This is a genomic window from Aeromonas sp. TS_SC_11 (assembly GCF_057318915.1).
The window spans coordinates 3,232,384-3,245,411 of record NZ_CM170470.1 but is presented as its reverse complement, the minus strand read 5'-3'; the positions used below and the strand labels follow the sequence as shown (position 1 = coordinate 3,245,411).

General features: G+C 58.9%; 11 protein-coding genes. 6 read left to right on the top strand and 5 right to left on the bottom strand.

What is annotated here, in order from left to right:
• Positions 1-73 precede the first annotated feature (73 nt).
• From sdhA to sdhC, 3 genes are read right to left on the bottom strand one after another with little or no spacing between them, the layout of a single operon-like run.
• The gene (gene sdhA, locus AC1P02_RS15135; protein ID WP_034524204.1) at positions 74-1,840 is read right to left on the bottom strand and encodes a succinate dehydrogenase flavoprotein subunit; all 1,767 of its coding nucleotides are present in this window, start codon (positions 1,838-1,840) and stop codon (positions 74-76) included.
• 1 nt (position 1,841) lies between these two features.
• Positions 1,842-2,186 (bottom strand): succinate dehydrogenase, hydrophobic membrane anchor protein, encoded by a 345-nt coding sequence (gene sdhD, locus AC1P02_RS15130; protein ID WP_212540947.1) that lies wholly within the window; start codon positions 2,184-2,186, stop codon positions 1,842-1,844.
• Positions 2,180-2,569, bottom strand: coding sequence for a succinate dehydrogenase cytochrome b556 subunit (gene sdhC, locus AC1P02_RS15125; protein ID WP_005300207.1), 390 nt, complete (start codon positions 2,567-2,569; stop codon positions 2,180-2,182). Before sdhC ends, sdhD begins: the two co-directional genes overlap by 7 nt.
• Before the next feature lie 423 nt (positions 2,570-2,992).
• Here sdhC and AC1P02_RS15120 point away from each other — a divergent pair, with 423 nt between their 5' ends.
• The 3 genes from AC1P02_RS15120 to AC1P02_RS15110 all read left to right on the top strand — a co-directional run bounded on the left by AC1P02_RS15120 (position 2,993) and on the right by AC1P02_RS15110 (position 5,308).
• Entirely contained in the window at positions 2,993-4,279 is a 1,287-nt protein-coding gene (locus AC1P02_RS15120; RefSeq protein WP_021140441.1) for a citrate synthase, read from the top strand.
• Between the two features lie 94 nt (positions 4,280-4,373).
• Positions 4,374-4,694, top strand: a complete 321-nt coding sequence (locus AC1P02_RS15115; RefSeq protein WP_408135391.1) for a DUF4377 domain-containing protein — start codon at positions 4,374-4,376, stop codon at positions 4,692-4,694.
• 119 nt (positions 4,695-4,813) lie between these two features.
• A complete protein-coding gene (locus tag AC1P02_RS15110) occupies positions 4,814-5,308 on the top strand; it encodes a GNAT family N-acetyltransferase (protein WP_155603723.1) in 495 nt (164 codons plus the stop codon).
• A 62-nt stretch (positions 5,309-5,370) separates the two neighbouring features.
• On the opposite strand, the gene fabB is transcribed toward AC1P02_RS15110, so the two are convergent.
• The gene (gene fabB / locus AC1P02_RS15105) at positions 5,371-6,582 is read right to left on the bottom strand and encodes a beta-ketoacyl-ACP synthase I (protein WP_058394627.1); all 1,212 of its coding nucleotides are present in this window, start codon (positions 6,580-6,582) and stop codon (positions 5,371-5,373) included.
• A gap of 90 nt (positions 6,583-6,672) precedes the next feature.
• Here fabB and mnmC point away from each other — a divergent pair, with 90 nt between their 5' ends.
• Positions 6,673-8,691 (top strand): bifunctional tRNA (5-methylaminomethyl-2-thiouridine)(34)-methyltransferase MnmC2/FAD-dependent 5-carboxymethylaminomethyl-2-thiouridine(34) oxidoreductase MnmC1, encoded by a 2,019-nt coding sequence (mnmC, locus tag AC1P02_RS15100; protein ID WP_485182584.1) that lies wholly within the window; start codon positions 6,673-6,675, stop codon positions 8,689-8,691.
• A gap of 88 nt (positions 8,692-8,779) precedes the next feature.
• Here the strand turns inward: mnmC and AC1P02_RS15095 are convergent, their stop codons facing one another.
• Positions 8,780-9,379, bottom strand: a complete 600-nt coding sequence (locus AC1P02_RS15095) for a DUF922 domain-containing Zn-dependent protease (protein WP_485182583.1) — start codon at positions 9,377-9,379, stop codon at positions 8,780-8,782.
• A gap of 336 nt (positions 9,380-9,715) precedes the next feature.
• On the opposite strand from AC1P02_RS15095, the gene dcuC reads away from it, so the two are divergent.
• Positions 9,716-11,068, top strand: coding sequence for an anaerobic C4-dicarboxylate transporter DcuC (gene dcuC, locus AC1P02_RS15090; RefSeq protein ID WP_099993556.1), 1,353 nt, complete (start codon positions 9,716-9,718; stop codon positions 11,066-11,068).
• Positions 11,069-11,212: 144 nt separating this feature from the next.
• A complete protein-coding gene (locus AC1P02_RS15085; RefSeq protein WP_485182582.1) occupies positions 11,213-12,874 on the top strand; it encodes a bifunctional metallophosphatase/5'-nucleotidase in 1,662 nt (553 codons plus the stop codon).
• Positions 12,875-13,028: the final 154 nt, after the last annotated feature.

Here is a 13,028-nt window from a genome sequence, read left to right as displayed (position 1 = left end):
ACCTCTTCACAGACCGGCGAATGTAGCGATACGCCGATAATGTGCCCTTCATGGTGCTTGTCTCCACCATCGGTCAGTAAGTCCGCACCTTGGGTGGGAATGCCTCGCGTGTTTTCGGAGACATGTTGACAGCGCGACGGGTCATGGACTCGGTGTCCGGATGATAGAGGCTGTGGCACAGCCAACCCTCATCGTCGCGATCCGGGAAATCGAAGCGGCTGTGAGCACCACGACTCTCGGTACGGAAGTTGGCCGCCACCGCGGTGGCGAACGCCGTCTCCATCAAGTTGTCCAGCTCCAGGCACTCGATGCGCTGGGTATTGAACTCCTTGGAGGTGTCGTCCAGACGGGCATTCTTCAAACGCTCGCGGATAAGCTTGAGCTCGGCCAGCCCTTCGGCCATGGCGTCACCTTCACGGAATACGGAGAAGTTGTTCTGCATGCAGGTCTGCAGGTCCTTGCGGATCTGGACCGGGTCTTCCCCGTCGCGGGTGTTTTCCCAGCGATTGAAGCGGGCCATGGCAGCGTCGATGTCAGATTCGCTGGCATCGCGACCGTGGTCCATCTCGCCCAGGGTATTGACCAGGTGCATGCCGGCCGCGCGGCCAAACACCACCAGATCCAGCAGCGAGTTGCCGCCGAGACGGTTGGCACCGTGCACGGAGACGCAGGCTATCTCCCCGACCGCAAACAAACCGACCACAGGAACGTCATTGCCGTCTTTATCCTGGGCCAGACACTGGCCGTTCACGTTGGTCGGCACGCCGCCCATCATGTAGTGGCAGGTCGGGATAATCGGGATGGGCTCTTTGACCGGATCCACGTGGGCGAAGGTGCGAGAAAGCTCGCAGATCCCTGGCAGACGGGATTCCAGTACCTCTTTGCCGAGGTGATCCAGCTTGAGCTTGATGTGCGGGCCCCAGGGACCATCGCAACCACGGCCTTCGCGGATTTCGATCATGATGGAACGAGCCACCACGTCGCGACCGGCCAGGTCCTTGGCGTTCGGCGCGTAACGCTCCATGAAACGCTCGCCATCTTTATTGAGCAGATAGCCACCTTCACCGCGACACCCTTCGGTCACCAGTACCCCTGCCCCGGCAATGCCGGTCGGGTGGAACTGCCAGAACTCCATGTCCTGTACGCCGACGCCAGCACGCAGCGCCATGCCGACACCGTCACCGGTGTTGATGTGGGCATTGGTGGTGGACTGGTAGATTCGACCGGCACCGCCGGTGGCAAGCACTGTGGCCTTGGCCTTGAAGTAGACGACTTCGCCGCTCTCCATGTCGATGGCGGTACAGCCGACGATGTGACCATCCTGGTTTTTCACCAGATCCAGCGCGTACCACTCGGAGAAGACGGTGGTCTTGCTCTTGACGTTCTGTTGATAGAGGGTGTGCAGCAGGGCGTGACCGGTACGGTCAGCAGCCGCCGCGGTACGGGCCGCCTGCTCGCCACCAAAATTCTTGGACTGGCCGCCAAACGGACGCTGGTAAACGGAGCCGTTGTCGAAACGGGAGAAGGGCAAGCCCATGTTCTCCAGCTCATAGATGGCCTCGGGGCCTGTCTTGCACATGTATTCGATCGCTTCCTGGTCTCCGATGTAATCGGAGCCTTTGACGGTGTCATACATGTGCCATTGCCAGTTGTCATCGTGGGCATTGCCCAGCGCAACCGTGATCCCGCCCTGGGCGGAAACAGTATGAGAACGGGTCGGGAAGACCTTGGACAACAGAGCGCAGCTCTTGCCGGATTGGGCAATCTGCAGCGCGGCGCGCATACCGGCACCACCGGCACCAATCACGACCGCATCAAATTCACGAGTTGGAATAGTCACCTTACACACCCCACAGCACGACGAAACCAGTCATCAGATAGACAAACAGCACCACGACCAGCGCAAATTGCAGTGCGCCACGCAGTCCCACCGGCTTGATATAGTCAGTCAGCACCTGCCACAGACCAATCCAGGCGTGGATCAGTACGCACAGCAGGGTCAACAGGGTGAATACCTTGGTGAAAGTTTTGGCGAAAAAGCCGGTCCATACCTCGTAGTTGATGTCATTGAAGGCGACAAAACCAACCAGATAGAGGACGTAAGCCGTCATGATGAGGGCGGTGGCGCGGATCAGGATGTAATCATGAACACCGCTGCGCCCGAATGTTGCAGAATTGGTTACCATACCAGTACCCCCGCCAATACCGCCAAAATCGCGGTGATCACGAAGGCCACACGGGCACTCTGATTACCGGATTCCAGCTCTTCCCAATAGCCCATGTCCATGACCAGGTGACGCAGACCGCCCACAATGTGGTAAGCCAGCGCAGTCAGGATCCCCCACAACACGAATTTGACCAGGAAGTTGTCCATGATGGACACCACTGTTTCAAATCCTTCGGGAGAGGCGAGTGAAGTACCAAGCATCCACAGCAAGATAGAGAGCGCCACAAAGGTGATCACCCCTGAGACACGATGCAAGATGGAAGCGATGGCGGTGACAGGAAAGCTGATCGTCTGTAGGTCGAGGTTTACAGGTCTCTGTTTATTTTTCACGGCTTTGCCCACTCAGCTCCATTGAGCACGTTAGTTATTGTTTTTACACGCTTATGAGGGCACGGAGTGGCATTTGTTAGGTTTTTGTTACCAAAACAACTCGGGAAAGCCAAAAATAACATTTTCAATATCACATCCGGCTTTGCGAAAGCGTTTCAAACACCGACAGCCATCACCCACGAGGCGCAGTATATCGGCGGGCTTAACCAATGACAATCAATTAGCTACAAAGAAAACTCAAAACCGTAAACCAGATCTCACAACTCATTTAACAAATCATTAATGATCATCCAGCAAAATTGACAACGACCCTGAACTCTGTTTCAAATAAGGCGCTCCAGCCGCCCTGGTACGGGTCAGAACCTTTGCCAGCGTCATCAAACTCGTAATAAAGTAGAGCTGGAACCAATTATAAAAGAGCAAAGGAGACGTGCTATGGCTGATAAGATAGCCACCCTACATCTGCCCGGTAAAGACCCGGTAGAACTACCGATCCTGTCAGGGACTGTCGGACCCGACGTGATTGACGTCAGAAAATTGGGCGCGCAAGGGTACTTCACCTTTGACCCCGGATTTATGGCAACCGGTGCTTGTAAATCATCCATTACCTATATCGACGGCGATCAGGGTGTCTTGCTGCACCGTGGTTACCCCATCGCCCAGTTGGCCACCCAGGCCAGCTACCTCGAAGTCTGCTATATCCTGCTGTACGGCGAGGCACCCACCAAGGCACAGTACACGGAATTCGATCGTCTGGTCACCCGCCATACCATGGTGCACGAACAGATCGCCTTCTTCTTCCGCGGCTTCCGTCGTGACTCCCACCCCATGGCCATCATGTGCGGCGTGGTCAGTGCGCTGTCTGCCTTCTATCACGATGCGCTCGACATCAACAATGAAGAGCATCGCGAGATCTGTGCCTTCCGTCTGCTCTCCAAGATGCCGACCCTGGCCGCCATGTGCTACAAGTACTCCATCGGTCAGCCGTTCATGCAGCCGCGTAACGCCCTCTCCTATGCCGGCAACTTCCTGCACATGATGTTTGGCGTGCCGACCGAAGAGTACAAGGTCAATCCCATCGTCGAACGCGCCATGGACCGCATCTTTACCCTGCATGCGGATCACGAGCAAAACGCCTCCACCTCCACAGTGCGTCTGGCCGGCTCCTCCGGTGCCAACCCGTTTGCCTGTATTGCCGCCGGGATCGCCTCCCTGTGGGGTCCGGCCCACGGTGGTGCCAACGAAGCTTGCCTCAAGATGCTCGAAGAGATCGGCTCGGTGGAACGCATTCCCGAGTACATCGCCAAGGCCAAGGACAAGAACGATCCCTTCCGTCTGATGGGTTTCGGTCACCGTGTCTACAAGAACCACGATCCCCGTGCCCAGGTGATGCGTCAGACCTGTCACGAAGTGCTGGAAGAGCTGCAGATCAAGGATCCGCTGCTGGAAGTGGCCATGGAGCTGGAACGCATTGCGCTGTCCGACCCCTACTTCATCGAGAAGAAGCTCTACCCGAACGTGGACTTCTACTCCGGCATCATCATGAAGGCCATCGGCATCCCCATGTCCATGTTCACCGTGATCTTCGCCATCTCCCGTACCATCGGCTGGATTGCCCACTGGAACGAAATGCACTCGGATCCGGATCAGAAGATCGGTCGTCCGCGTCAGCTCTATACAGGGCAGCCACTGCGGGAATTCACTCCTATCGATCAGCGCTGATGCCCTGAGTCGACATGGTTTGTTACCAAGGCGGTCATTGACCGCCTTTTTATTTGCCGCTCTAATGCCCCTTTTCGATCAAAAGGAGTCCATCATGAGACCACTCTTCCTCAGTGCCGCCCTGCTGCTCACCGCTTGCCAGAGCGCCCCCGCCACGTCACAGGAGGAAACCCTCTACATCAACAGCCAGCTGGTTGACTGCGTCGGTGTCGGCCCCATGCAGTGCATGCAGGTTCGCAACGATGAACAGCAAGCCTGGAGCCTCTTCTACCAACAGATTGAAGGATTTCAGTTTGAACCCGGCTACCGGTACCGCTTGACCGTCAGCAAGGAGCAGCTCACCGATGTACCGGCGGATGCCCCCTCCCTGCGTTATCGCCTGCTCAACATCGTCAGCAAGCAGGCTGCCCGCTAAAGGCTTGCCATCAAAGGCATCGTTTGGAAATGATTGTTCAGTTCCTGGCCGCATTCTGATAGGCTGGCAAACGCACACATTAATTAATCAGCGTACCCAGGCAGCGATGCCCTCTCACTATGATCACGATCCGTACCACCAGGGCCAACGACTGGCCCACTATCATGGCCATTCAGGACGAGTGCTATCAGCAGCTGGATCCTGAGCCCCTCGAGGTCATGAGCAACAAGGCCGACCTGGCTCCCGACTGCTGCTGGGTGGCCGAATATCAGGGCAAGGTGCTGGGTTACCTGCTCTGCCATCCCTGGCAAGCCCACCAGCCACCGTCCCTGTCGGTACGGATGCAGACCCTGGCGGGAAACGACGAGTTCTATCTGCACGATCTGGCCGTCTCAAAGCAGGCGCGCGGCAAGGGCGTTGGCCAGCTGCTGCTGGAGACCGCCCTTACCTTTGCCAGTGAGGAAGGTTATGAACATGTGGGTCTGGTAGCGGTACAGGGCGCGGCTCGCTTCTGGCACAAACAGGGCTTTGTCCCTGCCGCTACACCCAAACCACTGAACGAATATGGTGAAGGCGCCGTTTACATGCGGCGGCCCCTGCCCGATCCTGCTTGAGGGTCACCCCGCAGCCAATAAAAAAGGCGCCTTTCGGCGCCTTTTTTCACATCATCGAGTCATCAAGCCTTGAACTTGCTGAATACCAGTGATGCGTTGGTACCGCCAAAGCCGAAGCTGTTGGACATGACGGTATTGAGATCGGCCGCTTCGTACTCGCGTACTATGGGCAGACCTTCGGCCTTCTCGTCCAGAGTCTCGATGTTGATGCTGGGGGCGATAAAGCCATGTTCCATCATCAGCAGGGAGTAGACAGCCTCGTGCACGCCGGCAGCGCCCAGCGCATGGCCAGTCATCGCCTTGGTGGCGGAGATCTTGGGGCCCTGGGTGCCAAACAGGGTCTGGATGGCTTCCAGCTCCTTGGTATCACCGACCGGGGTAGAGGTGCCGTGGGTGTTGATGTAATCCACCTTGCCAACACCCTGCATCGCCATCTTCATGCAACGCACGGCGCCTTCACCGCTCGGAGCAACCATGTCGTAGCCATCGGAGGTGGCACCGTAACCGGTCAGCTCGGCATAGATGTGAGCACCACGGGCCAGGGCGTGTTCCAGCTCCTCGACCACCAGAATGCCGCCGCCACCGGAAATGACGAAACCATCGCGGTCAGCGTCATAGGTACGGGACGCTTTTTCCGGGGTGTCGTTGTACTTGGTGGACAGGGCGCCCATGGCGTCGAACTGTATGGTGGAGGACCAATCCAGCTCTTCACCGCCGCCGGCGAAGACCACATCCTGCTTGCCCAGCTGGATCAGTTCCATGGCGTGACCGATGCAGTGCGCAGAGGTGGCGCAGGCGGAGCTGATGGAGTAGTTCACACCCTTGATCTTGAACGGAGTGGCCAGACAAGCGGAGGTGGTGGAAGACATGGTACGCGGCACCATGTAGGGACCCACCCGCTTGACGCCTTTTTCACGGGCGATATCACAGGACTCCGAGGTGTTCTTGCCGGAGGCACCACCGGAACCGACAACCAGGCCGGTACGCTCGTTGGAGACCTGATCTTCCTGCAGACCGGCATCATCAATGGCCTGTTGCATGGAGAGATAGGCATAGGCCGCAGCGTCACCCATGAAACGCATGACTTTACGGTCGATCAGTTCAGACGGCTCGAGTTTGATGTTACCCCAGACACGGCTGCGCAGGTTGTGCTGCTCGAACTGCTCGGAATAGGTGATGCCGGATTTACCTGCTTTCAGGGAGGCCAGCACTTCTTCCTTGTTGTTGCCGATACTGGAGATGACGCCGATACCGGTGATCACTGCTCTTCTCATTAATTCATCTCGTCTGGAAAAACTGGCGCCAAGTCTACCCGCTTTCGGCTGCCAAACTGGTCTGCTTTCACGTAGAATGCCCGCGTTCTTATGACGCGAGCAGAGGGAAACGTGAGTCAAACATCCTTACATCATGCCCGATTGGACTGGAATGAAGCGGGAACTCCAGTCTCCAGTGACTTCGGGGATGTGTACTTTTCCAATGATAACGGTCTAAGTGAAACCCGCTACGTCTTTTTGCAGCAAAATGGGTTGCCAGCGCGATTTTCGCACCACAATAGTGACAGTTTCGTGATAGGTGAAACAGGTTTCGGCACAGGCCTTAACTTTCTGGCGACAATGAAAGCCTTCCTGGAACAGGCACCCCAAACCGGCAACGGCGCCCGTCTGCACTTCATCAGTTTCGAAAAATTCCCCCTCACCCGTGACGATCTTCGCAAGGCGCTGGCCGCCTGGCCCGAGCTTGCCCCCTTCAGCCAGGCACTCATAGCACAGTGGCCACTGCCCGTCCCTGGCTGCCATCGTCTGCACTTTGCGGGCGGCCGTATTCGGCTCGATCTCTGGCTTGGGGACATCAAGGACATGCTGCCGCAAGTACCTCATGGTGAACAGGGGCTGGTGGATACCTGGTATCTGGATGGATTCGCACCGGCAAAAAATCCCGAGATGTGGACGCAAGACTTGTTCGACGGCCTGGCCCGCCTTGCTCGCCCCGGTGCAACCCTCTCCACCTTTACCAGCGCCGGCTTCGTGCGTCGTGGCCTGATTGCCGCCGGCTTTGCCATGAAGAAGGTCAAGGGCCATGGCAGCAAGTGGGCAATGCTGGCAGGCGAGCGGGTAGACAAGAAACCACAGCGCACCATTGCCCCCTGGTATGCCAGACCGGCGGGGCGAGACGGCGAGGTAGTGCTCATCGGCGGCGGCATCGCCTCGGCCATGACGGCGCTCTCTCTGGTAGAGCGGGGACGCAAGGTCACTCTGCTTTGCGAGGACAATGAACTGGCCACCGGTGCCTCCGGCAATCGACAGGGGGCACTCTATCCCCTGCTCAACGGCGAGCACGATGCCTTGTCACGCTTTTATTCACTGGCCTTTGGCTATGCACGCCAACGGCTGCTGAGCCTGGCCGAGCGCCATCCCATCGCCTTTGATTTATGCGGTGTGGTACAGCTTGGCTATGACGACAAATCCACCGCCAAGCTGGCCAAGATGCAACAGGGCCCCTTCCCGCCCGCGCTGATGCGCCCGCTGACGCCCGCTGAAGCCGAACACGAATGTGGTCTGCCCTCGGGTCATGCCGGGGTCAGCTATCCGTTGGGGGGCTGGCTCTGTCCGGCCGACCTCACCCGCGCAGCAATAAAGGAGGCGCAGGCAAGCGGTCTGCTGCAAGTGGAGTACGATTGCCCTGTCACGGCTATTCATGAGCAAGTGGATGGCTGGATGGTTGCAAGCCGTGAGGGTCGTCAATGGCAAGCCCCCAATCTGGTAGTGGCTGCCGGTCATCAGTTGCCAGCCCTGCTCCCCTTTGCCGAGCTGCCGCTCTATCCGGTGCGCGGTCAGGTGAGCCATGTACCGACCACCGCAACCCTGAGCCAGCTCAAGACGGTGCTCTGCTACGATGGCTATCTCACGCCAGCCCATGATGCAGAACACTGCATCGGCGCCAGCTATGGCCGCAATCAGAGCACACAGGCATTCAGCGCAGAAGAACAAGCTCAGAACCAGGCTCGGCTGCAAGCCTGCCTGCCGGACCAGGCCTGGCCAGCAGAGGTGGATGTAAGCAGCAATGAGGCCAGGGTCGGCGTGCGCTGCGCCAGCCGGGATCACCTGCCGGTGGCCGGGCCGGTAGTCAGGTTGGCAGGGCTGGCGGATCACTACGCCCAGCTTCAGCGTGATCAGCAAAACGCTGCACCACTGCCGCTTCATCCGGGCCTCTACGTGCTGGGGGCACTCGGTTCGCGGGGCCTGTGCTCGGCGCCCCTGTGCGGCGAACTGCTCGCCAGCGAGATCTGCGGCGATCCCTTGCCACTGGCCACCGACCTGCTGGAAGCGCTTCATCCTGCCCGCTACTGGATACGCAAACTGCTCAAGGGCAAGCCCCTCAATTAGCCCATTGGTGCAGCTGACGGCTTGGATACAATAAAAACGGGCTCCCCGATGGGAGCCCGTTTTATCGCTTGTCATGCATGTCGATGTGCTAGATGCCTTTGGGCCAGACCAGCCCCAGTTTGCGGCCATGATCGGTCTGCTGCTGCAACAGAGTGAAACGCTCACGGGAGCGGGCAAGCACCTCCTGCCCCTGCTGCCAGGCCTGATATTGCAGGGCGGCGCAATCACGCGCCACCGGCAGTTGTACCAGCTTGATGCCTAGCAGGCTGACGCTCTCCAGCAGTATGTCCTTGTGGCGGCTCTCGTAGTCGAACATGGCGCCCACCAGCGCGTCCCACTTTTGCCGCTCGGCGGCGGAAGCTCTGGCCTTGTCCATCCAGTTCGGCACCATCACCTTGATGCGGGTCATGACCCTGACCTGTTCCAGCTCGCAGCGGCTCACCCCGGGGCGGGTCTGCAGTTGCCAGGAAAGTTGGTAACTGGCCATGCCGATATGGCCTCTGGCCTGGGCAGGCCCCTGTTTTGCTATCTGCCGGGCCACACTGGCGACATCCTGCCCAAAAACCCGATAAAACTGGAAATCCACCTTGATATCCGGCTCCACCTTGATGCCGGCATAATGCGACGTTTCGGCCCCGACCGTAGCAGCATGGAGCAAGAGTGCCACCATGAAAACTTTGCTGACCATGCCCATTTATGCTGCCTTGACCTCGTTGATGACTGAAGTGTTATTTTAATTAATAATCAACGTATTAATAGACGAAACAAGAGATTAACCGCGTTCCCGTCGGCAGTCATCTACTCCCGTCACAAAGACTATGTGCCAGCCAGACAAGTCGCAACCCCGCGTCCCCATTGATTTGCAAGCGAGATCACAAGTGATGACCAACATCATGGTGAGTTACCCCTTATTAGATAATAATCGCCGAGTTTTCTGTTGATGCTTTCCGCAATTGACCAGATTAACCGCCAAGTTAACCCATGAAATGCATCCACCTTCATTTCGTACTCAGGAACTCACTCTATGATGGAACTCCTTATTGGTACCCTGGTCACCCTGACCGTGGGGCGCTACATCTTCAAGGGCTACTCGGCCACCGGGGTGCTGCTCAGCGGCGGTTTGCTGCTGCTGACCATTACCGCCCTGATGGGCAAGACGGTGCTGCCCGCCAGCGTCACCTCCACCGGCCATGTCGCCACCGATATCTTCGAATATGTGCGCTTCCTGCTGGTGGATCGTGGCGGTGGTCTGGGCATGCTGATCATGGTGCTGTGCGGTTTTGCCGGCTACATGAGCCACATCGGCGCCAACACCATTTTGGTGAAGCTGGCCAGCAAGCCGCTCGGCATCATCAAATCCCCCTACATACTGCTGGTGGCCGCCTATCTGGTGGCCTGTGCCATGTCGCTGGCGGTGAGTTCTGCCACCGGTCTGGGCGTACTCTTGATGGCCACCCTGTTCCCGCTGATGGTCAACATGGGGATCTCCCGTGGCGCCGCAGCCGCTGTGTGTGCTTCTCCGGCCGCCATCATTCTGGCACCCACCTCGGGTGACGTCGTGATGGCAGCCCAGGCCGCCAACATGGAGCTGCTCGACTTTGCCTTCAAGCTGACCCTGCCCATCTCGCTGGTGGCCATCGCCGCCATGGCGGTCGCCCACTTCTTCTGGCAGCGTTATCTTGACCAGAAATCGGGCGAGCACAACGAGCCTGTCGCACCGAGCGATCTCATCACGGATGCTCCCGGCCTTTACGCCATACTGCCGTTTACCCCCATCATCGGCGTGCTGCTGTTTGACGGCAAAGTGGGCCCCAAACTCGACATAGTGACCATCATCGTCATCTGTCTGGTGCTGGCTGCCTTGCTGGAGCTGGTGCGCAAGCGCAACGGCAAGGATCTGCTCGAGGGTCTGCAGGTATGCTGGCGCAGCATGGCAGATGCCTTCGCCGGCGTGGTCATGCTGCTGGTGGGTGCCGGTGTGTTTGCCCAAGGTCTGATGGGGCTGGGCTTCATCGCGAACCTCCTGGATCTGGCCCAGAGCTTTGGCACCGGCGGTATCGTCATCATGCTGGTACTGGTGGTCATCACCACCCTGGCCGCCTTTACCACAGGCTCCGGCAATGCTCCCTTCTACGCCTTCGTGGAGCTGATCCCGCACCTGGCCACCAGCCTTGGCGTCAATCCCGCCTATCTGGTCATCCCCATGCTGCAAGCCTCCAACCTGGGTCGCACCATCTCGCCTGTCTCCGGCGTGGTGGTTGCCTGTGCGGGCATGGGCAACCTCTCCCCGTTCGAGGTGGTCAAACGCACCTCGGTACCGGTCGCCGTCGGCCTGGTGGTGGTGATCCTCGCCACCCAGATCATGGTTCCCGCCTGAGATCTGCATTGGACCAACAGGATTCCCTGAGCAGGCTCCCGCTTGGTCCTTCTCTTCCCTTACTAGCCCGGCGTACTGCCGGGCTAGTATCTTCCCCCGAGGTTGGAGTAGACTCGGTGCTCTTTTTCTCTAAGGAGGACCGAGATGAGTATTACGGTTCAACTTGCCCATTTCAGTGACTGCCACTCCCATTTCGATGGCGCCCCCATGCGCTTCTTCCCTGTTGGCGAGTCAGAATGGCGCACCCCGTGTGGCGGCTATGCCCGCATTCTTACCAGACTCACCGCCCTGCGCCAGCAGGCTGATGCGGCGGGCCAGACCTGCCTGTTCCTGCACGGTGGCGATACCTTTCAGGGGTCACTCTATTTCAACCGTTTCAAGGGACGGGCCAATGCCGACTTGCTGAGCCTGTTGCGACCCGATGCCATGGTGATCGGCAATCACGAGTTCGATCTGGGCAACGGTCCTCTGGTGGAATTTTTGCGCCAGCTCGATTTTCCCGTGCTGGCCGCCAACCTCGACAGCAGCCAGGAGCCGGCCGATACCCCGCTGCGCCTGCAGGGCCTGCCCATGCTTCATGATGCCAGCAGTCCCTGGCACAAACGCATCATAGACGGCGTCCCCTTTGCACTGCTTGGCATCACGCTGCCGCAGATGGCCGCCATCGCCAATCCGGATCCCCATACCCGCTTTCATGGTATCGATGACACCCTGACCGCCGCGATCGGCGAGATCAAGGCTGCGGGCATCCACCACATTATTTTGCTTAGCCACCTGGGACTGGAGCAAGACAAGCGCCTTGCTGCCCGCTTTCCGGAACTGAGCCTCATCATTGGCGGCCACACCCACAGTCAACTGGGGGATCTCGCGCCCTTGGGGCTCGAGAGCGATGGCAGTTATCCGTTGATGGTGAACGACGTGGCTATCCTCCATGCCGCCCACAGCGCGCTCTGCCTGGGGGTATGCGAGATGGAGTTTGATGCCAGCGGACGTGTGAGTCGCAGTCAAGGCCAACTGGAATGGTTGCCCTGGCAACCCTGGCCGTTTGCCTCAGAGCCCCCCGCCGGGCTGTACTTCTGCGAGCCGGCCCCAGAGCTCGAGCAGCATCTGGCCAAACGCTACCGGCCCGAGCTCGAGACCATGACCCAGCGCATCGTGACCCATCTCGCCGGGCCGCTCCATCATCAGCGCCTGCCCGATGCCAATCTGCCCGCCGGCAGCCAGGTTGCCCCCCTGGTGGCCCACGCCATGCTGATCGGTGCCCGCGAACAGGTTGGTCAGGTGGATTTCGCCCTGCACAACGCAGGGGGGGTGCGCTGCTCCCTGGAGCCTGGTCCCTTGAGCGAAGCAGACATCGCAGGTCGCCTGCTCCCGTTTGCCATCCCCCTCACCCTCTACCGGGTGCATGGCCATGAGCTGGCTGAGGCGCTGGAAGGCGCCATCGACAACGCCACCAACAACGGCGTGACGGGCAATGGTAACGGCAGCTTCCCCTACACAGCCGGGATGCGCTTCTGTTATCAGGCTGATCGTCCCAAGGGGGCCAGGATCACCCGTCTGGAGTGGGAAAGCGCGCCAGGCTGCTGGCAGCCAGTCGAGGCAGACGCCATCTATCGGGGAGTATCCAGTGCCTATACCGCCTCCGGCAAAGAGGGCTACACGGCGTTGGCTCGCACCCTGACCCAGCACAATCAGGAACTCGGTATTACGCTGGCGGATGCCTTCATCCGCTGGGCCCGTTATCTGCCCGAGCTCGCAACCCTGCCGGAGCTGGTGGAGTATCACGGCCCTCACGCCATGCCGTGAGTCGGCGGGTAAGGGACTCACGTTCCCGCTTCTCCTTCCTGTGTCAGAAAAAGTGCCGCTTTCTTGCCAGGAAGCGGCACTTTTGCAAATTATTTCAAGCACATTACCCTCGCCCATTGCATAGCGCAGTCAGGCTCGGCAAGATAGGCCCGCT